General features: G+C 45.7%; 22 protein-coding genes and 1 pseudogene. 8 read left to right on the top strand and 15 right to left on the bottom strand.

Going from position 1 to position 24424, the window contains the following annotated elements; all coding sequences use genetic code 11:
* Positions 1-68: 68 nt before the first annotated feature.
* Positions 69-1733: a ribonuclease J gene (locus tag M5E81_RS05300; protein WP_249748050.1), complete on the bottom strand. Its 1665-nt coding sequence runs from the start codon at positions 1731-1733 to the stop codon at positions 69-71.
* Positions 1734-2255: 522 nt separating this feature from the next.
* Between M5E81_RS05300 and M5E81_RS05295 the strand changes: the two genes are divergently transcribed.
* The gene (locus M5E81_RS05295) at positions 2256-3125 is read left to right on the top strand and encodes an Rpn family recombination-promoting nuclease/putative transposase (protein ID WP_249748049.1); all 870 of its coding nucleotides are present in this window, start codon (positions 2256-2258) and stop codon (positions 3123-3125) included.
* A 231-nt stretch (positions 3126-3356) separates the two neighbouring features.
* Here the strand turns inward: M5E81_RS05295 and M5E81_RS05290 are convergent, their stop codons facing one another.
* The 3 genes from M5E81_RS05290 to M5E81_RS05280 all read right to left on the bottom strand — a co-directional run bounded on the left by M5E81_RS05290 (position 3357) and on the right by M5E81_RS05280 (position 7977).
* Complete coding sequence (locus M5E81_RS05290) at positions 3357-4556, bottom strand: IS256 family transposase (RefSeq protein ID WP_249748048.1); 1200 nt, start codon at positions 4554-4556, stop codon at positions 3357-3359.
* A 316-nt stretch (positions 4557-4872) separates the two neighbouring features.
* Positions 4873-5064, bottom strand: a complete 192-nt coding sequence (locus M5E81_RS05285; RefSeq protein WP_249748047.1) for a hypothetical protein — start codon at positions 5062-5064, stop codon at positions 4873-4875.
* The gene (locus M5E81_RS05280) at positions 5065-7977 is read right to left on the bottom strand and encodes a DEAD/DEAH box helicase family protein (protein WP_249748046.1); all 2913 of its coding nucleotides are present in this window, start codon (positions 7975-7977) and stop codon (positions 5065-5067) included.
* A gap of 313 nt (positions 7978-8290) precedes the next feature.
* Here M5E81_RS05280 and M5E81_RS05275 point away from each other — a divergent pair, with 313 nt between their 5' ends.
* Both M5E81_RS05275 and M5E81_RS05270 read left to right on the top strand, forming a co-directional pair.
* On the top strand, positions 8291-9676 hold the full coding sequence (locus M5E81_RS05275; RefSeq protein ID WP_249747014.1) for an IS4 family transposase: 1386 nt from the start codon (positions 8291-8293) through the stop codon (positions 9674-9676).
* 74 nt (positions 9677-9750) lie between these two features.
* Positions 9751-10128: pseudogene (locus M5E81_RS05270) on the top strand (transposase); the annotation flags it as partial.
* A 214-nt stretch (positions 10129-10342) separates the two neighbouring features.
* Here the strand turns inward: M5E81_RS05270 and M5E81_RS05265 are convergent.
* Both M5E81_RS05265 and M5E81_RS05260 read right to left on the bottom strand, forming a co-directional pair.
* Positions 10343-11311 carry an IS3 family transposase gene (locus M5E81_RS05265; RefSeq protein ID WP_050787068.1) on the bottom strand — a complete coding sequence of 323 codons (969 nt, stop codon included), beginning with the start codon at positions 11309-11311 and terminating at the stop codon, positions 10343-10345.
* Positions 11287-11700, bottom strand: a complete 414-nt coding sequence (locus tag M5E81_RS05260) for an HTH domain-containing protein (protein WP_009144403.1) — start codon at positions 11698-11700, stop codon at positions 11287-11289. The genes M5E81_RS05265 and M5E81_RS05260 overlap by 25 nt, the downstream gene beginning before the upstream one ends.
* A gap of 717 nt (positions 11701-12417) precedes the next feature.
* On the opposite strand from M5E81_RS05260, the gene M5E81_RS05255 reads away from it, so the two are divergent.
* From M5E81_RS05255 to M5E81_RS05240, 4 genes are all read left to right on the top strand, one after another.
* Complete coding sequence (locus tag M5E81_RS05255) at positions 12418-13035, top strand: peptidoglycan recognition protein family protein (protein WP_249748045.1); 618 nt, start codon at positions 12418-12420, stop codon at positions 13033-13035.
* A gap of 235 nt (positions 13036-13270) precedes the next feature.
* Positions 13271-13498: a DUF1659 domain-containing protein gene (locus M5E81_RS05250; RefSeq protein ID WP_210684102.1), complete on the top strand. Its 228-nt coding sequence runs from the start codon at positions 13271-13273 to the stop codon at positions 13496-13498.
* Positions 13499-13730: 232 nt separating this feature from the next.
* Positions 13731-13943, top strand: a complete 213-nt coding sequence (locus M5E81_RS05245; RefSeq protein WP_249747893.1) for a DUF2922 domain-containing protein — start codon at positions 13731-13733, stop codon at positions 13941-13943.
* Between the two features lie 22 nt (positions 13944-13965).
* Complete coding sequence (locus tag M5E81_RS05240; RefSeq protein WP_249748044.1) at positions 13966-14142, top strand: YvrJ family protein; 177 nt, start codon at positions 13966-13968, stop codon at positions 14140-14142.
* A gap of 43 nt (positions 14143-14185) precedes the next feature.
* Here the strand turns inward: M5E81_RS05240 and M5E81_RS05235 are convergent, their stop codons facing one another.
* From M5E81_RS05235 to M5E81_RS05220, 4 genes are all read right to left on the bottom strand, one after another.
* Positions 14186-15226 carry an IS30 family transposase gene (locus M5E81_RS05235; RefSeq protein WP_249746999.1) on the bottom strand — a complete coding sequence of 347 codons (1041 nt, stop codon included), beginning with the start codon at positions 15224-15226 and terminating at the stop codon, positions 14186-14188.
* A gap of 426 nt (positions 15227-15652) precedes the next feature.
* The gene (locus tag M5E81_RS05230) at positions 15653-17608 is read right to left on the bottom strand and encodes a TRAP transporter permease (RefSeq protein WP_249748043.1); all 1956 of its coding nucleotides are present in this window, start codon (positions 17606-17608) and stop codon (positions 15653-15655) included.
* 34 nt (positions 17609-17642) lie between these two features.
* The gene (locus M5E81_RS05225) at positions 17643-18053 is read right to left on the bottom strand and encodes a DUF1850 domain-containing protein (RefSeq protein WP_249748042.1); all 411 of its coding nucleotides are present in this window, start codon (positions 18051-18053) and stop codon (positions 17643-17645) included.
* A gap of 138 nt (positions 18054-18191) precedes the next feature.
* Positions 18192-19163 (bottom strand): TAXI family TRAP transporter solute-binding subunit, encoded by a 972-nt coding sequence (locus tag M5E81_RS05220; protein WP_009145715.1) that lies wholly within the window; start codon positions 19161-19163, stop codon positions 18192-18194.
* A gap of 347 nt (positions 19164-19510) precedes the next feature.
* Here M5E81_RS05220 and M5E81_RS05215 point away from each other — a divergent pair, with 347 nt between their 5' ends.
* The gene (locus M5E81_RS05215) at positions 19511-19885 is read left to right on the top strand and encodes a hypothetical protein (RefSeq protein WP_021719551.1); all 375 of its coding nucleotides are present in this window, start codon (positions 19511-19513) and stop codon (positions 19883-19885) included.
* A gap of 75 nt (positions 19886-19960) precedes the next feature.
* Here M5E81_RS05215 and trpA read toward each other — a convergent pair whose 3' ends face one another.
* From trpA to trpD, 5 genes are read right to left on the bottom strand one after another with little or no spacing between them, the layout of a single operon-like run.
* Positions 19961-20752 (bottom strand): tryptophan synthase subunit alpha, encoded by a 792-nt coding sequence (trpA, locus tag M5E81_RS05210; protein WP_249748041.1) that lies wholly within the window; start codon positions 20750-20752, stop codon positions 19961-19963.
* On the bottom strand, positions 20745-21929 hold the full coding sequence (trpB, locus tag M5E81_RS05205) for a tryptophan synthase subunit beta (RefSeq protein ID WP_009145719.1): 1185 nt from the start codon (positions 21927-21929) through the stop codon (positions 20745-20747). Before trpB ends, trpA begins: the two co-directional genes overlap by 8 nt.
* Positions 21916-22554, bottom strand: coding sequence for a phosphoribosylanthranilate isomerase (locus tag M5E81_RS05200; protein WP_249748040.1), 639 nt, complete (start codon positions 22552-22554; stop codon positions 21916-21918). Before M5E81_RS05200 ends, trpB begins: the two co-directional genes overlap by 14 nt.
* Positions 22547-23326, bottom strand: coding sequence for an indole-3-glycerol phosphate synthase TrpC (trpC, locus tag M5E81_RS05195; protein ID WP_009145721.1), 780 nt, complete (start codon positions 23324-23326; stop codon positions 22547-22549). The genes M5E81_RS05200 and trpC overlap by 8 nt, the downstream gene beginning before the upstream one ends.
* A 21-nt stretch (positions 23327-23347) precedes the next feature.
* On the bottom strand, positions 23348-24364 hold the full coding sequence (trpD, locus tag M5E81_RS05190) for an anthranilate phosphoribosyltransferase (protein ID WP_249748039.1): 1017 nt from the start codon (positions 24362-24364) through the stop codon (positions 23348-23350).
* Between the last annotated feature and the right edge of the window lie 60 nt (positions 24365-24424).

The following is a 24424-nucleotide window of genomic DNA, read 5'->3' as shown; positions in this document are numbered from 1 at the left end:
AGTCATCCTTTATCAGCTGACTTCTGACAACCGCTCACCAAAAACTAATCACTAATAACTAATCACTATCAAATCTCCATGATAATCGGCAGAATCATCGGACGGCGGCGGGTTCTTTCGAACAGGAAGCGTCCCAGAGAATCACGGACAGTGGACTTGATTGCCGACCATTCGGAAACATTGTTTTCCTCGCAGCGATCCAATGCAGCCTGCACCTTATCGCGTGCTTCATCCATCAGGTCCTCGGCCTCGCGCACATAAACAAAGCCGCGGGAAACGATATCCGGACCGGAAACCACATGGCAGGATTCCTTGTCGACGGTTACAACAACAATCATGATACCGTCCTGAGAGAGCTGACGGCGGTCGCGCAGTACGATGTTGCCTACGTCGCCGACACCCAAGCCGTCAACCAGCACCTTGCCTGCAGGCACCTTGCCGCTAATGGTAATGCTGCTCTTGGTCAGCTCGATAACACTGCCGTTTTCACCGATAACAATGTGGTCTGCCGGCATGCCGAGGGATTTCGCCAGATTAGCATGCTTAACCAGGTGACGGTATTCACCATGCACAGGCATGAAGAAACGCGGACGCACCAGATTGTGCATCATCTTGATTTCCTCCTGGCTGGCGTGGCCGGAAACGTGGACACCGTTGCTCTTTTCATAGATAACGTCCGCACCCAGCTTGTACAGATGGTCGATAGTACGGGAAACAAGCTTTTCGTTGCCCGGAATAGGTGTAGCAGAAATAATTACTGTATCACCGGGCATAATATCAACCTTTTTATGGTCATTCATAGCCATACGAGTGAGCGCGCTCATCGGCTCGCCCTGACTGCCGGTGGTGATAATAACAACCTTTTCCGGCGTATAGTTATGAGTTTCGTCAATATCAATCAGCACGCCCTCGGGAACCTTCAGGTAACCAAGCTCCTTGGCGATATTTACAACATTCACCATGCTGCGGCCGATAACTGCTACCTTACGGTCATACTTCACAGCAGTATCAATAACCTGTTGGATACGATGTACGTTAGAGGAGAAGGTTGCTACAATAATACGATGCTTAGCATAGCGGAACTCCTCGTCAAAGGTCTGGCCTACCATTTTTTCGCTGGGAGTGAAGCCCGGGCGCTCGGCGTTGGTGCTGTCTGCCAGCAGGCACAGTACACCGCGGTCGCCGTATTCGGCAAATTTATTGAATTCCATAACCTGTCCGTCAACAGGAGTGTGGTCGATTTTGAAGTCACCGGTGTGGATAATAACACCGATAGGAGTAGTAATCGCGATAGCAACAGCGTCGGGAATGCTGTGGTTTACGCGGATGAAATCGAGCTTAAAGGCACCGGTGTTAATCTTGTCACCGGGTTTTACTACGTGCAGGGTTTCGTTGCCTACACCGTTTTCCTTCAAGCGGCCTTGTAAAATACCCAGAGTAAGTGCGGTACCATAAACTGGACAATCAATTTGTTTCATAACATAGGGCAGCGCACCGATATGGTCCTCGTGACCATGTGTCAGAAAGATACCCTTAATTTTATCTTTATTCTCAACCAAATATGTAATATCGGGAATAACCAAGTCAATGCCGAGCATATCGTCTTCAGGGAACATCAGGCCTGCATCAATCAGGATCATGTCGTCCCCGTAACGGAATACCGTCATATTTTTACCAATTTCGCCCAAACCACCAAGCGGGATAATCTGGACCTTATGTTGAAATTTACCCAAAAAAAATACACCTCCATTTTTTATTTTACATTCTTCCGTACAAATGTAGAAATTGAATTTGATACTGTGTCCGCACACATACTCTCTACTTTATTATACACTAAATATGGGCTATTGACAAATAGTGATACATATTTTTTGTGAAAAGTTTGTTGCCAAACGGATGACTTTTTGGCAGAGGAATAGCGCATGCAAAAAAGGGCTGCGGGCAAGGTGCCCCCTGCTCCCTTGACATTCCCTTCCATTTCAAGTACACTTAAACTAAGTTCTTCAAAACCGCAAGTAAGCTTATGCATCCGGCTCATTTACCTGCGGACAATTAAATAAGCAGTATATCCTGCAGATGCACCTTTTCTGCAGAAGCTTAAGCAAGGCCATTTATATTTATATGGTACATTCTAAGAGTAGTACGAACTGACGATTTTTTATCGTCAGGGTACTGCTCTTTTTTGTTTTTCAGGCGCTTTGCAACTGCTTATGTATTTTTTTATTCACTTGTGTTAAAATGAAAGGAGAAAAACCATGCAAGACCTGGCAACAAAATTTGCAAACCTGACTATCCAAAGCGACTTCATTTTCAAGAAGGTTATGTCGCGCAAGCGTATCTGCAAGCATCTGCTGGAGGAGCTGCTGCAGATAGAAATTGCGGATATCAACTATCTGGAGGCAGAAAAGACGCTTGATCCTGAGTACACCAGCCGCGGTATCCGCCTTGATATCATCGTAGCGGATGATAAAAACACGCATTATAATCTGGAGATGCAGGTGAAAAACAATAAAAATCCCGATACGGATACCTACGTTCTGCCCAAGCGCTCACGCTATTATCAGGCGCTGCTTGATATTGATTTGCTGCAGAAGGGACAGCCGTATGACCTGCTGCCACCGACATTTATCATTTTTATCTGCGTTTTTGATTTCTTTGAACAGGGTAATTATGTCTACACCTTTAAGAAGCGTTGTCTGGAAAATCTGGAGCTGGAGCTTCCCGATGAAGCGACCACGATGATTTTGAACACCAAAGGTACGCATGGCGATATTTCTCAAGACATCAAAAGCTTTTATGATTATGTAAACAACCACATTGTAACTACTGATTTTACCAAGCAGATAGATGATGAAATCAGCTATCTGAAACTCGATACGAAAGTGAGGCGAGAATTTATGCTTATGGAAGCACGTTTATTAGATGAAAGACGTGAGGGCGAAGCTGTGGGTATTGCCAAAGGCAAGGAAATAGGTCTTGCTGAAGGTGAAGCAAATGCCAATATCGCTACTGCTAAGCGCATGTTGGCCAAGGGCTGCTATTCTCTCGAGGATATTGCGGAGCTTACAAATTTATCTCTCGCTGATGTAGAGAAGCTGAAGGAAGAGCAAGCTGAGCAAGCCTGATACGCACACACAACATTAAAGCAAAAGGCGTTCTACCGCAGTTGGGTAGAACGCCTTTAGTCTTATATGTTCGCCGTACAGCGCCACTTCGGTACTGTCAATAGTTTTGCGCAAATTTCTTCAGACATCCTAGCAGAAGTTTAGTATATAAGTTTAACGGTTAGTGCACTTAACCATTAAATATCAACTAGCTTCTGCTTTAGATACCTTTGCTTATTAAGTTAGCTGTTTTTAAGATATTTTTGCTTCACAATACAGTTCTTCGGCAAGCATATCTGTTAGATGTTTCATGTTCAAGTAACGTTTTTTGCCCCAATCATTGCTGGCTATATAACGCAATCTTGCACATACAAGCATCAATGCTGATTCACCATCAGGAAACGTGCCAATCACTCTTGTGCGACGCTTTATTTCTCTGTTTACACGTTCAATAACGTTATTGGTACGTATACGCAGCCAATGCTCTGACGGAAAATCCATATAGGTTAAGGTTTCCTCTAAACCATTTTCTAGTTTGTCTGCAGCCTTGTTAAGTTTCATCTCACGTAATCTGGAAATTACTGATTTTGCCTTTTCTTTAGCTGCTGCTTTATTCTCCTGAGCATGAATTGCTTTGAGCATCTTGGCAACTTCCTTGACAGTTTTACGTGGTACTACAGAGAATATATTACGGTACATATGCACCGTGCAGCGTTGGTATCTGGCATTTGGAAACACTTCACCTATGCTTTCTACCATGCCTAAATTTTTATCGCCAATTATAAGTTTTACGCCATCTAAGCCACGGCTTTTCAGCCATACAAAGAAATTTTTCCAGCTTTCAGTATCTTCTTTGAGGCCCTCGGCTGTACCTATAACTTCTCTGTATCCGTCTTCTGTGACGCCAATAGCAACTAATACAGAGGCGTTTTCAAAGGAACCTCCCCAACATCTTTTTAGAAAAATACCGTCTACAAAGACATAGGGGTACTTTTCTGTAAGCTTCCTGGAGCGCCATTCTTCAATTTGAGAAAAGCATTTTTGATTCAGATTGCTAATGGTTCCGGCTGAAACCTTCTGTCCCCAGAGAATCTCTGTAATACTTTCAACACGACGCATAGAAACGCCGGCAAGATACATTTCTACCAAGGCTTCTTCTACGGAGCATTCACGTCTTTGGTAGCGCTGAATAATAGCAGACTCAAAAGTAAGACCTTTTAATTTAGGCACTTTTAAAGTAACGTCACCAGCTTGAGTAGAGAATGATCTTTCGTAATGACCGGCACGATAACCTTTTCTTGTTTGGTCGCGTGCGTAGCGTTCAGCTTGTACAAGTTTGTCAGCTTCTGCATCCAAAAGAGCATTGAGAGTTTCTTCTACACTATTTTTTACAATAGTTTTCAATTCGTTGTGGATAAATTGCTCGTTTAATTGTATAATGTTACCAGACATAGATTCTACCTTCTTTCAAGTTTTGTGTGGTAACTTAATTGTAAGCAAAGGTAGTCTCTATGTCTATCTTTTTGAATTGAATTTGCGCAACTTATTATACGTTATCCGAACTGGTTCAGCTGATGCAGACGGCAATAGACAAGTTCTACAACAACCTTAAATAATGGATAACCGAAGACTAAAAGAAGTCGTGAAAAAACGAAATTTTTCACGACTTCTTTTTAACATTAATCATAATTCAACGCCATAAAAAAGAGCGTAGAATAGGCAAAAACGCGTATATTTTACATTTTACTCGCATAGGACAAGGATTTACCTATACTTGTGGAAAATTAGCCTTAATTAGGCTTTGTTGCTTTTCGTACTCGTCAATATAACGCATCACAGCCCGTTCAATAGCTACTGTTTTTGTCTGCCCTGATTGTTCACAGTAACAACACAAACGGTCAAATACTGTCTGCTCCATACGAATACTAAATGGCTTACAGTCTTTTTTAGGTCTAGCCAATTATTTACCCTCCAATGTCAAAAAGCCCATTTTAAAGATATCCGGATAGATAAACTTCTTACTAGCATTGCCAAATTTAATTTCAATATACTTGTTAAATTTATCGATTTTCTTAACGACTCCTCTACCGAACTTCTTATGTGTTACAATATCTCCAGCTTTAACAAATAACTCCTGTTCTTCATTATCAGCAACCTTTGCCATAGGTTGTTTACGAGTTACATAACCAGGTTTGTTTACTATAGATGTTTTAGCTACAGGAGCTTTGTTTACCTGAACATCAGGTTTGGCAGTTTCTTTGATATCTTTATCAGGCTTAATTCCTTTGCCGATTTTCACAATCATGCTATCCTGCTGGCTGGCATACATTTTCTCATATTCCTCTCGACGGATAACAGTATCCCAACCACCGACAACGATATGATCAGCATTCATATCCAAACCTGTATAAGAAAGACTTGCATCCTCATAACGCTTGAATTTGAATATCGCATCGTTCATCATATTAGAATTAAACAATCCAAGAGAACATAACAAATCAAAGTCCTTAGTGCTGAGGCCTGTAACTTTCTTAAACAAATCAGGTTCCAGCTGAAGAATAACATCTTTAAGAGAACGTTCACGATAATCCGTCAAATACATAAAAGCAGGTATACGAGTAGAGAACTTAATCAGTTTCTCCTGAATCTGTTTACGCATACTCTTATACTCTTTTTCTGCTTCACTAATCTCCTTCTTTTCCTTAGGAGTAAGTTTGCCACCCTTTTCCTTTTTCTTTTTAACCGCCTCGGACTTATTGATTATGGTCTCAATATCATTATAAAGATTGCGGAAAGCTTCAATGTTCTCCAAAGCCTTCATAGCTTCAGGATTATCCATTAAGCGTTTCAAAGTAGCATTATCAACATTTACAAGCAAAGCCGACTGCCAGCGGCGGGCAAGAAGGGTAGCCGAGGTACCGGCAAGTGTAATATCCAAAATATCCTGAGCACTAACCTGTTTCATGGAAGAACCATCATAGGCAAGAACAGGAAGGAACCCGATAAACTCTTCTACCTTCTTTTCAGGATTGCTTTCCTTAGCATCCAACCGGCAGGAATAATCAGCAACCTGACGCAAAGCACGGTCAAGTGCAAAGTCAAACACATAGCATTCCTGTTTCATTATTTCAGTACTGCCATCATCATTTTTTACCGTCCAAGGCGACTGAACACGGAAAGCAGTCTGGAAATAGGTCTCAGGGCTCTTAAGATTGCGGAGCATAAAAACACCGGCCCACGGTTTTACAGTTACACCTGTAGTTAGCTTGCCACAAGATAATGTAATAGTCTTTGTTTCCAGAGGATTGCCCATAGATGCTTGTACCGGACGTAGTGCATCTAAACCGATACCTGCCCTAGTACCAGCACAGATATTCACAGTATAGTCATGATAGAATCTATTCTGACGCTGCTTCAACAAATTGGCCATGGCATAACAGCTCGCTACATTAGGCAAAAACCAAAGGGTGTGCGTCAAAACATTCAATAAACGGGTATCTGAAAACGGCATAGGAGGCCTTTTATCCATACCCAGTTTTAAATCATCAAGGCCAGCCGGCAGATAAGCACCACGAATCAAATCAAGCCATTTCTGCACTTCATTTTCATAAACAAATCTGGAGCTTTCAATATCTCCTTTTTTCTTAGGCTTAGCCGAAAAGAATTCATTCAAATCAAATTCATCGAATTCACCCTGCATTGCAATCTGACGAATATCATCAGGCATCTTATAGGTAAGCATTACCATCCTAGGCAACGATTCATAAGGGTTATTAGATCCCTTCCATTCAGCTTTTGCTCTCTGTTCATCAGAATATGTCCAGTTGAAAATCTGTTCTTCAATAAATTCACCGCTGTTAAGAGCACGGAAGGGGGTGCCGGACAGGAACAGATAATAGCGGGTAGTAATAGGCAGGAAAGATTCGTTATAAGCATTGCCGGCCTCGGATTTGCTATATTGCTCCTGGTCGAAATCTACATCCTCATCATTGGCTTTTTCAAACAAGCTGGCAGCATTTTCACGCCATGCACCATAATGATACTCGTCAAAAATAACTAAGTCCCAGTTTTCCGTATGGATAAACTCATTCTTGGCTTTAATACCACCGTTTTCATTAGTACCCAACAAATCCTGGAAAGAACCGAACACTACGATGGGCCTGCTCTTGTCGGCATTTGCAAATTGTTCATCAATATTTAAGTTATTATTATGAGCATCCTTGTTAGAAACAAACTGCCATCCCTCAAAATCAACATGAGTCATCAAATCCTCACGCCATGCAGATTCAACAGCAGGTTTAAAAGTAAGTACCAATACACGCTTCAGCCCCATCTTTTTAGCAAGCTGATAAGCAGCGAAAGTCTTACCAAAACGCATTTTAGCATTCCAAAGGAATTTCGGAATATCATTAGGGCTATCCTCAAGAGAACGCTTGAAATAGTCCATTGTGCGTTCTACAGCACGGTATTGCTCAGGTCTCATACCAAAATCAAGATGCCTATTTTCTATATTTTCTGTGCCATCACGAACAGCAATAATAGCAGCCTTAACATCTGCAACAGTACACTTAAACCATTCGTCACGCGGCTTATTAGGATTTAATTGAGGGAATCCTTTACGTTTTAGTACATCATGTACATCTGTATCAAGGAAACAGCTACCATCAGGCCGCATAGCGCTTTCTGTAAGCACCAATTCATAATTAACACCAATCGTGCCGACTTGCTCACCAATACGAATATTAACATCAGGTCTTCCGGTATATCCAACTTTTATAAAACCATTGTGGCTAGGCACTCCTGGCACCTTATAGCCATAAATCTGAGGTACTACTGCAGGGCGTTGTTTAAAAAAGATATTATCAAATGCCATTAATCATCACCGCCTAATCCCATAGGACGAATCATACTTTCAATAAATTGAATCTCATAAGCATCAAGTCCATACTTTACATACAAATCCTCATCAGACCAACTTCTGTTAAAATCTTGCATGGGAACAAAACTATAAGTGTCTTTAGGAGCATGCTGAGAAATTTTCTTTAATAAAACTCAAACTTCGCAGGTAAAAATCCCCTGCACCCCTTGAAAGTCCAGGCTTTGTAAACAGAAAAATAGCATGAGTCTTGCCAGTTTGGTATAATTATGTTGGCTCAAAAACATACCAAGCACCGGAGGCTCATGCTATGAAAAGTATATCACAAACCACCCAGCAGATGGAATCCATCTCGAAGAAAACTTCGGCGTTCTTCCGTCGTTATCATGTCGGCCAGATTCTGCGCGCGGCCAACGCTTGCAAGCTCAAAGGATTTTCCTCCATTCTCGTTTTCCTCGTGCTCGTAAGCATCATCTTCGAGAACCGCTCGCTCTATATGCAGCGCCGACTTCACGAGGATTCGCTGCCGTTCGGCAAGGACACGGCTTACCGCTTCTTGAACTCCTGCCACACGAACTGGCGCAAGTTCACGCTGCTTCTTGCGGCGCGGATCATCAACGAAACCATCAAGCCGCTGACGGATGCCGGCCGGCGTTGTGCCATCGTCGTCGACGATTCGCTCTTCAGCCGCTCGCGTTCCAAGCGCGTGGAACTCTTGGCGAACGTCTACGACCATGTGAGCCGCCGCTATACGAAGGGCTTCCGCTTGCTCGTCCTCGGCTGGACGGACGGGAACACGTTCCTGCCACTCACGTTCTGCCTTCTTTCAACCTCGAAGGAAAAGAACCGGCTCAATGAGGCCAGCGCATCCGTCGATGCAAGAAGCAACGGCGGAAAGCAGCGCAAGCTCGCGCAGATGGAAGCGCCAGCCGTCGTCCTCAATTTGTTGCAGGAGGTCAAGGCGACAGGAATCCCCGCGCAGTACGTCCTCTTCGACACATGGTTCTGCTCGCCGTCGTCGCTGAAAGCCATCCATGACCTCGGCTATGACGTCACCGCTATGGCAAAGAAGAGCAAGAAGGTGCGCTACCCCTGCGAAGGGAAGATCTCGAACGTCAAGGCCATCTACAAGGAACACAAGAAACGCCGCGGACGCTCGCGTTACCTCCTGTCCGTCGATGCTGTCGCGACGAAACAGGGAGAATCCCTCGTGCCTGTGCGATTGGTCTTCGTGCGGAACCGCAACAAGCGGAAGGATTATCTCGTCCTCGTCACGACAGACCTCTCGCTTTCGGAGGAAGAAGTCATCCAGCTCTACGGGAAGCGCTGGGGCATCGAGGTGTTCTTCAAAGCGTGCAAGTCCTACCTGCGGCTCGGCAAGGATTGTCGTTCCGTCTCCTACGATGCGATGACGGCGCATGTCGCCGTCGTCTGCACACGATATATGCTCCTGGCTGTCGAGGAACGTGAGAACACGGATGGGCGAAGCCTCGGCGAGCTCTTCTATCTGGGGCTTGATGAGCTTCCGGACTTGAAGTACATGGAAGCGCTTCGCCTCGTGTTGCAGGAGTTTGCGGAGCAGCTTCGGGCAGAATATCCGTCAGAAGTCTTGCTGGTCGAATCGCTCTTGGAACGATTCCTGAACGATCTGCCCGCTCTTTGGATGAGTCGTCTGCGTGCACAGAAGTGTGCGTGAATGGCTTTCGACATTCAGTTCAAGCTGATTTATCAAGGCATACGGGATGTTTTCCGTGTGCGAAGTTTGAGATATTTAAATATAATTCCCAAAGAAAAGATAAGAACGGCTTTGCGATAAACTTTAGAGTATACGAATGCGAAGATTGTTGTAATTGCCCATACCGCAGTCAGTGTTGCAAGGCCAAAGAAGGCAATAACAGGAAAATAAGTATAAACGTAAAATGGGAACAGCAAAAAGAATATATTAGAGCACAGCTTTCAGACAATAAGACTGGCAAAATCTACAAGAGAAGGAAAATTGATGTAGAGCCAGTCTTTGGATTCTTGAAGGCTAATTTGCGTTTCAACAGATTTACGGTAAGAGGAAAATTCAAAGCAAAAATAGAAATGGGTTTGGCTTTGATGGCAGTAAATTTAAGAAAATATATGCAGCATACAGCTGCAGCTTAATTTTACGCGAAGTAAAAGGACTGGAATTTGAGAAAAAACTCAAATTCCAGTCCTTCTTTAGTTTGAGAGGGTGGTTTTGTCCCAGCCTCTTCCAAAAGGAACAAAAGAAAAAATAAAAAGGCTAGATATTTAAACCGTACCCTTTGTCAAGGACATTTTTAAGAGAAAGAGAGAAGCAGCAGTTCCTGCCGGAACCGCTGCTTCTTAGTTTTTATTAAAATATCCTCAATGGGTAAAGGCCTGTTTTTACATACTCATAATACTCGTTTGGGGATAGCTTGGCTAACTTCCACTGGTACCTATCGTTATTGTAGTAATCCATCCACCTATCTATTTCAGCTCTTAAGGCCTCAAAGTCTTTGCATTTAGATATATGTATTTCGTCCTTCATGTGTCCATAAAAGCTCTCTTGTGGTGCGTTATCCCAACAATTTCCTCTTCTTGACATGGATTGCCTAAGATTAGCATCATGGACTAACTGCATAAATTTATAACTTGTATAGTGTGAACCCTGGTCGGAATGAATTATAGTTTCACTAGAGATTTCATTACCATGCTTTGCTAGTACCATATTAACAGTTTCCAACACAAAATCTATTGCCAGAGAATCACTCAGACAATATCCTAATACTTGCATTGTATAGGAGTCTAGAATTGTAGATAAATAACAGTATTTATCATTTAATGGTATGTAAGTTATATCTGTTAACAATACTTTTCTAGGTCCATGTTCTTTAAATTCCCGGTTCAAAAGATTAGGAGCAACCTTATTGGTTCTCAAAGCTCTTACCATTTGCCTGTATGGATTTGGCTTTCTAATTGGGCATCTCAAATTGTACTTTACCATTAGCCGCCTTATCTTTTTAAGATTCATCAGCACTGGCTTCTCCAAATGTAACAACCTCATATGGATGCCGCGAATGCCTTTGTCATAGCCCTTAAATTTATATGCCTCAAGAATTTTACTAAAATCTGCTCTATCCTTCTGTTCATGTTCATTACGGGAATCCATATTGCTTAACCAATTATAGTATCCAGATCTAGTAACATGAGCGAGTTTACATAAATGGGACACTTTCAATTGATTATCTGGCTTAGATACTAAATCATGAATCAATTGAAATTTTCTATTCGACAACCCAAGAGATATTTCACGTGCTAGTCTGATTTGTCCAAAGAGCACAGCTTTTTTAAGAAATCTACCTCCTGTCTAAGATATGAGAGTTCGTACTGCATAGATGCTATCGCTGCCTCGAATGGCAAATCGCTATAATTTTTATTCTTAGGTGGAGGCTTTACTTCACCACCAACTCCCTGAGTGAGAGGTTTTCCAGATTCCATTGCCTTCTTTAGCTTAAAAGTGAAGTTGTTTATTCTGTAAGCACCTAAAATATTAGGGTCATATCCTAACTCCTTAAAAATAGACACTGGTGAAAAACCTTGAAGGTAAAGTTTCCAAAATTTCTCCTTAAACTCTACCGTCAATAATAACATGTTATAAGTTACTCTGTAGGTGTATGGATTCTTACGTAACAGCTCCATTTCCTCTTCAGTAAAGCGCTTTACAGCCATTTTGAGCACCTCCGCCTTTTATCCATAGTATAACATACAGTTTGGGAAAAAGTCGCTCAAAAACGATTTAAGACCAAGGAAAAGAAAAAAGTGTCCATTTTTAGGGATTGACCAAAAGAAAGCTGTCCAATTCTAGTATTTTTCTTGAAAACTGTCCAAAGTAACTCTCTTTTCGTTCTCTCTTAGTGTCCAGATTTAAACAATAAGTTAAAGGGACACTTAAGTCATAAATGCAAATATAATTCATGTAGACTATGTTGCTTTAATGCCCATATCGCTTTCTATACTACCTACCAAACTGTCCATGACTATGGGTACATTATAGGGATTTGGGCTGCGCCTACGCTCTGCTTCTACCGTACTTTACGTCTAACCTCTAGGTAGTAATCTAAAGAACAAGGTTACTACTAGCTTACGCTAGTAGTTTTTATCACAGCCAAAAGAAATAAAGACAGAAAGAAAAAATTATAAAAAAGAAAGAGAGAAAAAAGAAAACTCAATGTATTAATGGCTAAAAAACAATCAAAAGTCAGACAAAGAAAAAAAATCTAAAAAATTTTTTAAAAATATTTATTATGTGTGTCTGACTTTTACCCTAAAAAAAGCCATTAGTAAAGTGAGAGGCAAAAACAACACACTCCCGCCTCTTGCCCAAAGCAGAATCCGGATATGCAAGTAAGCGCATGGGAGAAAAAATACAAAGGAGCTTTTTGATATATGCTTGTAACAAATCCCCGCAGAATTAATCATGAACAGCTGCGAATCTTGGCTAAGAATGCCAAAGGCGGTATCACTCACATCTATCTGCATTGGACGGCAGGAACCTACGACCAGGTTTTTGATGATTACCACATCAACATCGGCGAGCAGGGCGAGCTTTACCTCACCTGCAACATGCTGCGCGAATATAAGTCGCATACCTGGCGTCGCAACAGTCGCTCCATTGGCGTCACTCTCTGTTGCGCTAAGGATGCAATCCTTGCCTACAAATGCAATCCTGTGTTTGGCGCATATCCACCGACTGAACTTCAAGTAGAACAGATGGCGATTGTAGTCGCTATCCTGTGTCACGAACTTGGACTGGAAATATCTAACGATACGGTCATGACTCATGCTGAAGCAGCTTGTCGCGACCTCTACGGTCCCGGTCAAGGTGATCCCGATATGCGCTGGGATTTGTACATGCTCAAAGGCATGCCGGAAACGAGGGCCATGCGCCCGGGAGGCGTGCTGCTGCGGAAAAAAGCTTTGGCGTATTTGCACAGTATGCTCAGGGACAAGCTGCTGCAGCCGCATGAAGCGGAAGTGGAGCAGCCTGAGCTGCTGGCAGCGTAAGGGCAACGCCTAGCGCCGACAAAAAGCCTCTCCTTGGGGAGAGGTGGCATCGCGAAGCGATGACGGAGAGGGGTTTAATTGCTAAGCATAATGACAGCAGTCCCCTCTCAGTCGCCTACGGCGACAGCCGCCCCAGGGCGCCCTCTCTTGCCCTGCGGGCAATTCACCTTGTCCTCCCTAGGGGAGCCTATCTTCTACCCATCATTTTTTTCATCATCGAAAGGAGTTTTAATCTATGGCAGAAATCAATCAGGAAATTTTGAAACGTACTCTGGTAATCAACGTTGAGGATGGCACCGGTGCCGACGGCACTACCAAGTATAAGGCGAAAAACTTCAACGGCATCAAGACCGACGCTGCACTGGACAAGGTGTACGAGGCAGGCACTGCCCTCGGCGGTCTGATGGAGAAGCCTTATAAGGATATTGAGCTGACCGAAAAGAGTGAGCTGGCGGAAGCGTAAAAAAAGGCTCCCCTCGGGGGGAGCTGTCACCCGTCAGGGTGACTGAGAGGGGTTTGCTGTTTCCACGCTTACGAATAGCGTTAGGTTGGGCGAATCCCCTCTCCGCCTCGACAAGCTCGGCACCCGCCCCAGGGCGCCCTCTCTTGCCCTGCGGGCAATTCACCTTGTCTCCCAAAGGAGAGGCTATCTTCTACCGAACTTTTATCATTATGACACAAAGGAGCAATCAAACATGGAAAAATCTTTACAACTCGTCTTTAAAAACGCTGCAGGCAGCACCAAAATCATCACCATCTCCAACCCCAAAGAAAACCTCACCAAATCCGAAACCGACGAAGCAATGCAAAAAATCGTCGCAGCCAACGTTTTCAACACCATCGGCGGTGACCTGGTACAAGCTGTTGAAGCTCGTGTTGTCAATCGTAACGTCCAAGTTCTGGCGTAAAAAGCACTAAGGAGTGATCCTCATGGAATTTGACAGACTTCTCTCCGCTGCAGCGGATTATGGTTTCCCCATGCTCGTCAGCTCGTATCTTCTGGTCCGTATGGAAGGCAGAATCGAAAAGCTGAGTGCCAATATCGACACCCTAACCCGTGTGCTGCAGGAAAGACTTGTGATGCAATTTCCATATGTACAACAGTAAAATAGTTCTAAATTGCAATAAGAAGTTGCACACTTTTTGAAAATTAAGATGCATAGATCTTATCCAACTCAAAGTCAAACAGTTCATCTGGAGTTTTATATCCCAGAATCTTCCTTGGAAGTGAATTACACCAATCAGCGATAAACATAATATCTTCGTAGCTATAATTGTCCATCCTCTTTCCTTTTCGGATGAATCTTCTGAGCAAACCATTATGGCGCTCATTACTGCCTCTTTCCCAAGAACTGTAAGGATGTGCGAAGTATATTTTTATAGAAGTGTCATTCTCTATTTGCGAGAGTTCTGCAAACTCGCTTCCATTATCGCTAGTAATTGTCTTAAACACCTGACTGAATTTAGTACCATAGTATTCCTTTAGGTAAGCAATGCCTTCGTTAACAGCAAAGGATGTTTTACTAGTTATTTTCAGTGCGATATACTTGCGTGTTATACGTTCCACAAGAGTCAACACCACGTTGTCACTCTTGCTTTTACTTCCTATAACAGTATCTATTTCCCAATGACCGAATTCATTGCGTTCATCCACATTAGAATCCCTCTCGTCTATGCTGCGACCCATATGCTTCAGATTTTTCTTTATGCTGCGGGTTGTTCTACGTCTTCTTACCTTTAATGGAAGGTCAATGTTGCGCAATCTAAGCAGCATGGAATCTACATAGTTATAGAGAGTCTTTACGCACACAATTTCTTTGAGAGGAAATAGATGATTGTCTAGGGCATAGCCATGGCAGGCATCCAAAGACCAGTGTTCTTGCAATACTTTTCGAACAGTCCAAGTAACAAAATTACTTGTAAGAAATCTTTTAGACTTGCAAATACTGTTGCTATGGCTAGCAATATAGGCACGTTGAGCACGAGCAGCTCCATATCTACCGGTATGAGGATGAGCACCACGCTTGAGTTCATTCCTGATAGTATTTGGAGCACAGTTAAAATACTTTGCCAGCTGACGAAGAGAATACTGTTTAGAGCTGTCAGACAGAATTCCTTGTAATTCCCTGCGGTCTCCTAAAGAAAAGTGTTTACCTTTTTGATGATTTGTGATATCTTTGGTGTAGTCCATTGTGATTACTCCTTAGTTAGTTTTTGTGTAGCAACTTAATCTTAACACAAAGGTATCACAATGGACTATTTTTTATTCAATTTTTCAGGTGTGCAATTTCATTATACAATGAGCCACAGTAAAATAGTATATACAAGCAAAAATATACTAAAGAACTAATCATATGGCACAAGGGCTGTCGTACTTTGCAGTACGGCAGCCCATCTTTATAGAAAACAAAAGCCCCCGGACATAAAAGTCTGAGGGTTTTCTTCATTATATAGAATGATTTATGGCAAGCATCCCCCGCAGGAGCGGAAGCAGACCGGCAAGCTGCCTATCCTAAAGCAAAACTAAAAGGCCATTAGTATAATAATAAGCAAAAAAAGTCCTGCGCAGCATCTTAAATGCACGCAGGACTATGAAACTTGCTATGAAATTTTCGGTTTACAGGTCTTCCCCATCTTGCTGAATCGCACCCTTAACCTTGTTCATGCGCTGCCATACATAGGCAACGGCAATAAGCGCAACACCGATACCGTCGGTAAATACGCCTGGGATAATCATGCAGATACCGCCAACGAGGAACAGAATACGCTGCGGAATGTTCAGCAGATTGTTGCAGAAGCCGATCATCGCCATGGAAGCACCCCACATACCGACAATCGCGGTGAAGGCGCTGTAGCAGATGGTGAACGGAGTTGCGTTGATCATCAGCAGCTCAGGTGCCAGCACGAAGATGTACGGAACGATGAACGCTGCAATCGCCAGCTTAGCAGCGATAACGCCGGTACGCATCGGGTTAGCACCGGCAATACCTGCGCCGGCATAAGCAGCCAAGGCAACAGGCGGTGTAACGTCAGCAACGATACCGAAGTAGAACGCGAACATATGCGCTGCCAGCACCGGTACATTCATCTGCACCAGAGCAGGTGCTGCAATGGTAGATGTAATTACATAGTTAGCAGTTGTCGGCACGCCCATGCCAAGAATCAGCGAAGTGATCATGGTGAAGAACATTGCCGGCAGCAGATTACCGCCTGCCAAATCTAGCAGAGCAGTGGCAATCTTCAGGCCTACGCCGGTTTTGGTAACAACGCCGATGATGATACCTGCGGTTGCACAGGCAATCAGTACGCCAAGCACGCCCTTGGAGCCGTCAACGAGGCCTTGGACGATTTGCTTGAAGCCGATGCGGGTGGATTTACGCAGGCAGGCGCAAACGATGGTCAGCACGATAGCTGCCAAAGCAGCACGCATAGGAGTATAACCGCTTACGAGCAGGTAAACGATAACGATTAACGGAATAGCCAGATGGCCTTTTTCGAGGAACAAAGTCTTGAACTTCGGCAGCTGGTCACGCGGAGTGCCCTTCAGGCCGAACTTTCTAGCTTCGTAGTGAACGCCCAGCCATACGCCGATGTAGTACAGCATTGCCGGGATAACGGCAGCCTTAACAACATCAAAGTACGGTACGCCTACAAACTCTGCCATCAGGAAGGCTGCAGCGCCCATTACAGGAGGCATCAGCTGACCGCCGGTAGAAGCAGCAGCCTCAACAGCGCCCGCAAAAGCCGGACGATAGCCAAGCTTTTTCATCATCGGGATGGTGAAAGCACCGGTGCCGGCAACGTTACCAACAGAGCTGCCGGAAACAGTACCCATGAGGCCGGAGGACAGTACGGCAACCTTCGCCGGTCCGCCTGCTGCCCAGCCTGCGATTGCGTTGGCAATATCAATGAAGAATTTGCCCAGGCCGGTGGTTTCCAGATATGCACCAAAGAGGATGAACAGATAAATAAAGGTAGAAGATACACCCATAGGCGTACCGAAAATACCCTCGGTAGTGAAGAACAGATGGTCAAACATTTCCTGCACGCCAACGCCGCGATGCGCCAGAATACCGGGAACGTAAGGGCCTAAGAAGGCATACAGCATGAAGCAGAAGGCAACGATAATCATCGGCCAGCCTACTACGCGGCGCGCTGCTTCAAATACCATAATCGTACCGATAAGGCCGACGATGAAGTCGGTTTCCGTGTTCATGCCGGCACGCAGCACCAGCTCCTGATAGTTGACAACCAGATACATGGCAGTGCCTGCGCTGAGCAGTGCCAGGAAGGCATCAAAGGGATGCATCTTGCTGCGGGACCAGGAATGTCTGCTGGGATACAGCAGGAAAATCAATAAAAAGCCGAAGGCTAAGTGAATAGCACGCTGCAAATGCGCATCCAGCACACCGAAGGTGGCTGTATATAATTGGAAAAGTGCAAACAGAATACAGATTGCGGAAATAATTTTACCCCACACACCTGTAAGCTCACGCTTGTCTGATTCCTTGTCAAATTTTTGCAATACCTCTTCTGCTGAAAGCTCTCTTACTTTCTTTTCTTTTTCAGACATGGGTATCAGCTCCTCTCATTTAATATAATAAAACCTAAAAGTACCGTTCCAGCCAGTACTGATATCGATACATGGCCTTCACCGTTACCGCAGTCCCCTGCCCGTACAGAGCAATCAGATCGTAGCTGTCGCCGCCGTGGACAATGTGCGGCATTGCCTGCTCGGATATACGCAGGGCAACCTCCTTATAGGGGCGGTTCATCTCCATATCAAACTTGCCGTCGGCAGTCTGCGTCAGCTTGCCGTCGGCAGCGGAATAAGGATAACCCCAGCCCAGCGAGGAAAAGCGGGTGTGCGTCATGGTCATGTTATTTGCGCCGTTAACCCTGAAATAATCATTCCAGGCAGTTTTTTCCACCGAATGCGTCAGGCTGATGTACCATTCATCACCTGCCGCTGTGGCAAAAGTAACAGCTCCCGAAGCTCCCTCAGGTATAATAGCCACCACCAGGCGCGTACTATACCACCCCAAAAGCATTAAAACAACGCTTATAATAATTACTAAATTCTTTACTGGGAAAAAAGACCGGCCACCGGCAAACGCCGGTTTCCGGTCTTTGAAGTTCGGCATCATTTAAAATCCTTATTTTTCGTTAAAGAATTTTTCAGCACCCGGGTTCAGCTTAATGGACATGCCGTCTTTAGCAGTATCTTTGCTGATAGCATTTGCTGCGGAGTGAGCGGATTTCATACGGTCAAGGTTGCCGTACAGAGCTTTAGCGATTGCATAAGCGGTGTCTGCATCCATTTTGTCGGTTACTGCCAGCATGCATTTTACTGCTACTGCGGAAACGTCAGCATCCTGCTTCGGATAAGTACCGGCTTTGATAACCAGCTTGGTGTAGAACGGATATTTTTTGATCAGAGAGTCAGCCTTGTCAGCATCAACCGGAACCAGTACAACGTCGTTCTGAGTTGCGATATCCTGAATAGCAGCGGTCGGATGGCCTGCGGTTACGAAGGCAGCATCAACGTTGCCGTCCTTCAGAGCACTTGCAGCTTCACCGAAGGACAGGTATTGAACCTTAATATCATCATATTTAATGCCATATGCTTCCATAATCTGGCGAGCGTTAGCTTCGGTACCGGAGCCTGCAGCACCTACAGCGATGCGTTTGCCTTTGAAATCAGCAACAGATTTGATACCGGATTTTTTCAGGGTTACAATCTGTACGGTTTCCGGATACAGAGTTGCAAGACCTTGCAGGCCGGCAACCTGTTTGCCTTTGAACATTTCAGTGCCGTTGGCAGCATAGTAAGCAATATCATTTTGAATAAAAGCAATTTCAACCTTGCCTTGGCTGAGCAGGTTTACGTTTGCTACGGAAGCGCCGGTAGATTGTGCAGAAGCATTGGTACCCGGAATATTTTTATTCAGGATATCAGCAAGAGCACCGCCTAACGGGAAGTAGGTACCGGAGGTACCGCCGGTAGCAATGTTAATGAATTTTTGAGCAGCAGGTTTTTTATCATCTTTCTTATCTCCACCGCCGCAGCCGGCAATCATAGTAGCCATAACCATGATACCAAGTAAAAAAGCCAAGAGTTTTTTCATAAGAGTTCCCCTCCTTTAATATACATATGTGCTAAGATAACAAAATTCACACAGCAACATATTGTTATTCTTCTTATTCGTCAACATTGTGTAAATTCCTGCTAAAAAATCGACAGAAATGTCATGTATACAGAATACATTCAGCATAAAAATGCAGATTCCATGAAATATTCTTGCTATTTTTTGATTATTAATACAGCTTTTCTGCATAAATTGCTGTGGAATCATTTCATTATAGATTCATTTTGCTTATTTCCGTAATCTATGTTACAATAATAGCGTTATGTTTATTGCTTTTTTTGATAAAGCGAGAGTCATCAAAAACATCTTTTTAAGGAGTGAATAATATGAGTTCCGGAGCTTATTCTTTAAGACTCGCTCGTACCCTGTACGAAAATGTTTATCATGCTATGCTGTACAATGAAAACCAACAGCCTATCGGTGATCTGGAAATTATTCCGAACATCCCTCTCGACCGCAGCCAGGTTCCCGAGGATGCACCGGAAGTACCAGCTTATCTGCTGGTAATCGTAAAAGACGCTGATATCAACAAGGACAACCTGATTGATTTCGAAGAGCGTGCTTCCTATGCTCTGCTGAAACGCTTCTCCACCGAGGTTATCAACTTCCAGCACTGCAAATTCTACTATCCGTCCCCTGCCTTCATTTTTGAACAGCCGGACGCAGTAAACGGTGGCACTGAGCCAATGCCGCTGCAATAATTTAAACCGAAAAACTCCGCTCCCTGCTGCCTGTGCAGTAAGGAACGGAGTTTTTTTGTGTCCGAACTTTTGTGATTAAGCCTCTGCAGCTGCCTTGGCAACCGCTTCGGACATACTCTTGACGTATTCGTAAACATGCTCGGGAGAAGCCTCGCCATATTGTGCCACGATTTTTTCAATCGCACTGCCTACAATAGCGCCGTCGCTGGCCTTAGCCATTTTATAAGCCTGCTCGGGAGCAGCGATACCGAAGCCTACAGCCACCGGTATATCGGTAGCCTTGCGCACCTCTGCCACAATGCCGTCGATATCGGTAGTGATGTTGCTGCGCACGCCGGTAACGCCTAAGGAAGAAACTACATATACATAGCCTTGGGCAACAGCGGCGATTTTCTGGATGCGGTCCTTGGAGGTTGGCGCAATCAGCGGCACCAGAGCAACGTGATGCGGTTCGCTGAACGGACGCATCTCCTCGCGCTCCTCGTACGGTATATCCGGTATGATAACGCCGTCTACACCTGTTTCTTCGCAGCGGGTAAAGAATTTTTCCGCACCGTAGGCATAAATCGGATTAGCGTAGGTCAAAAATACCAGCGGTACCTGTGTTTCCTCGCGAAGCTCCGCTACGAGATCAAAAATTTTATCGGTAGTAGTGCCTGCAGCCAACGCACGCATATCCGCTTTTTGGATAATCTCGCCCTCAGCCACGGGGTCGGAGAAGGGAATGCCGAACTCAATTAAGCCTGCACCGCCCTTAATCATGGCTCTCACCAGCTCCTTGGTTGTAGCAAGATTGGGATCGCCAGCGGTCACAAAGCCGATAAATACCTTTTTCTTTTCGTCAAATGCCTTTTGTATTCTATTCATGTAAATCAACTCCCATATAACGTGCGATTGCGGCAACGTCCTTATCACCGCGGCCGGAAATATTTATAACCATAATCTTGTCCTTCGGCAGAGTCGGTGCCAGCTTCATAGCGTAGGCTACGGCATGCGCACTTTCGATTGCGGGGATAATGCCTTCTGTTTTGGAAAGATAGTTGAAGGCGTCAACTGCTTCCTTATCGGTAGCAGGAACGTATTCCGCACGGCCGATGTCGTGCAGATAAGCATGCTCGGGGCCGATGCCGGGGTAATCAAGACCGGCGGAGATGGAATAAACCGGAGCAATCTGGCCGTATTCATCCTGCAGGAAGTAGCTCTTCATGCCATGGAATATACCCAGCTTGCCGTTTGCCATGGTTGCGGCGTTCTTGGGATTATCTACGCCCAGGCCTGCAGCCTCTACGCCAATTAAGCGCACGTCCTTGTCCTCGATGAAGTCATAGAACATACCCATAGCATTGGAGCCGCCGCCCACGCAAGCCACCAGCACATCAGGCAGGCGTCCTTCCTTTTCCAGCATCTGCGCTTTGATTTCCTCGCCTATAATCTTCTGGAAGTCGCGCACGATTTCCGGATACGGGTGCGGGCCCATAACGCTGCCCAGAACATAGTAGGTATCCTCAACGCGTTCGGTCCATACGCGCAGCGCTTCGTTTACTGCGTCCTTCAGGGTACCGGTGCCGCTGCTTACGGGCACAACCTTCGCACCCAGAAGCTCCATGCGGAACACGTTGAGCGCCTGACGCTCGCAGTCCTCCTTGCCCATGTAAACAACGCATTCCATGTTCATCAGCGCCGCTGCGGTAGCAGTCGCAACGCCGTGCTGACCTGCGCCGGTTTCGGCGATAACACGCTTTTTGCCCATCTTCTGCGCCAGCAGAATCTGTCCCAGAACGTTGTTGATTTTGTGGGCGCCGGTGTGGTTCAGATCCTCACGCTTCAGGTAAATCTTGCATCCACCCAAATCCTTGGTCATCTTCTCTGCGTAATACAGGAGGGACGGTCTGTTGGCATATTCGCGGTACAAGCGCGCCAGCTCAGCCTTGAATTCGGGATCGTTTTTAAATTTTTCATATGCAGCCTCTAATTCCAGCACTGCGTTCATCAAAGTTTCCGGCATATATTGACCGCCGTGAATACCATATCTACCTTTTGTCATCGTTATCTCCCCTTACCTCCGCTATAAATGCGGCAATTTTTTCCGGGTCCTTCAACCCTTCTGTTTCTACGCCACCGCTTACATCTACGGCAAAGGCGTTACTGTTTTTCAATACATCTGCAACATTCGCCGCCTCAAGACCGCCTGCTATAAGATACGGCTTATTGATTTTTTCATCTGCCACCAGCGATAAATCAAAACGCTTACCGGTGCCGCCGTACTGCCCCTTGGTATAGGTATCAAAGAGCAGGTAATCGCAGGGATAGGCTTGCAGATTTTCAAAGGAGCCTGCGTCCTTCACGCGGACTGCTTTGATAATCGGCAGTTCCGTCTGCAGTCGCAGCCTTTCGCAGTAGGCCGCATCCTCGTCACCGTGCAGCTGGATGATGTCTATCGTCCTGCTTGCTGCCAGGCGTACAATTAAATCTATCTCGGCATTGACGAAAACGCCGACTGCCTTAATCTGCGGGTTAAGCATTGCCTTCAGCTGTGCTGCCTGCTGCTCCGTCACCTCGCGTTTGGTCTTGGCAAAAACGAAGCCTATATAATCGGGCAGCAGCTTGTTGACACACTCTATATCCTGCGCACGCTTCAAGCCGCAGATTTTAACCTTTACCTTACGCATCACGCATCTCCTTCAGCATTGCCGCCGCATCCGCGCTGCGCATCAACGCTTCGCCCACCAGCACCGCCTGCACGCCTGCCTGCTTCAGCGCCTGCGTATCGGCTGCGCACTTGATACCGCTTTCCGCTACAAAAATCTTGCTTGCGGGAATCGCATCCCTCAGGCGCAGGCTGTTTACCGGGTTCACGCTGAAATCCTTGAGATTGCGGTTGTTCACGCCGATGATTTCCGCGCCCGCCGCCAGTGCCTGCTGCACCTCGCCTGCGGTGTGTGCCTCCACCAAAGCGCTCAGCCCCAGCTCCTGCGCCTGCGCCAGGTATTCACCCAGCTGCGCTGCACTCAGCAGGCTGCAGATGAGCAGTACCGCGTCGGCACCGATGCATTTGGCCTCGTAAATCTGGTACTCATCCAGCGTGAAATCCTTACGCAGAAGCGGCAGCTCCACTCTTTGGCGTACTGCCTGCAGGTAAGCATCGCTGCCCTGGAAGAACTGCGGCTCCGTCAGGCAGGAGATGGCTGCTGCGCCGCCTGCCTCGTACTCCGCAGCCTTGCGCAGGTAGATGTCCGTAAAATCGGGGGCAATAACGCCCTTCGAGGGGGATGCCTTCTTCAGCTCGGCGATTACACTCAGGCCGGGGGCAGCAAGCGCTGCCCTGAAATCCTTGCCTTGCGGTCTGCCCTCTGCCTCATCACGCACCGCGTAAAGGCTTTTGTGCGCTTTGAGCGCCCGCACACGCTCTTTGGTATATTCCGCAATCTCATCTAAAATCATAATCTAACCTCTTTAATCAGCTTATTTATTGCTCAGCTCAATCAGCTTTTCCAACGTCTGCAGCGCCTTGCCGCTGTCAATCAGCTCTGCCGCCAGCTTCACGCCATCCGCAAAGCTCTCGGCCTTGCCGCCGATATACAGGCTGGCGCCGGCATTCAGCAAAACTGCATTGCGTTTCGGTCCCTGCGCTCCCGCCAGAATGTCGCGCGTAATCTTAGCATTTTCCTCCGGCAGACCGCCTACCAGATCAGCCTTGGTGCAGCGCTCCATGCCGAAGTTCTCAGGCTTGATCACGTAATTTTTCATCCAGGCGTCCTTGAACTCGCAAACGGTAGTCGGTGCGCTCAGCGAAATCTCATCAAGTCTGTCCTGACCGTAAACCACCATGCCACGCTTAACTCCCAGGTTCATCAGTACCTGCGCCAGCGGCTGAACCAGATACTCGTCATACACACCCAAGAGCTGCATCTTCGGGCTGCCGGGGTTCGTCAGAGGTCCGAGGATGTTGAATACGGTGCGGATGCCCAGCTCCTTGCGGATAGGTCCTACATATTTCATCGAAGTGTGATACTTCTGTGCGAAGAAGAAGCACATGCCGACTTCCTTTAACAGCTCCACGCATTTTTCCGGGTCCTGCTGAATGTTCACGCCCAGCGCCTCCAGGCAATCCGCAGTGCCGCATTTGGAGGAAGCGGCGCGGTTGCCGTGCTTAGCAACCTTCATGCCGCCTGCCGCAGCAACCAGAGCGGAGGTTGTGGAAATGTTGAAGCTGTTGGAGCCGTCGCCGCCGGTACCGACGATTTCAAAGATATCCATGCCCGTTTCGCATTTCAGTGCATGGTCACGCATCGCAGTGGCGCAGCCGGCGATTTCATCGGTAGTTTCCGCCGTAGTGCTCTTGGTAGAAAGCGCTGCCAGAAAAGCTGCATTCTGCGTTGCACTTGTTTCACCGCTCATAATCTCGTTGATTACGTCATATGCTTCGTTATAGGTTAAATCCTCTTTGCCGACGATTTTTACAATTGCTTCTTTAATCATTTTTAATTCCTCCCATAGTTTAAAGCTTTAACATTCTACGAGAAGGCCTATCACAGATTT

The organism is Phascolarctobacterium succinatutens (assembly GCF_023497905.1).
Lineage (GTDB): Bacteria > Bacillota > Negativicutes > Acidaminococcales > Acidaminococcaceae > Phascolarctobacterium_A > Phascolarctobacterium_A succinatutens.
This window is presented reverse-complemented; position numbering and strand designations above follow the sequence as displayed.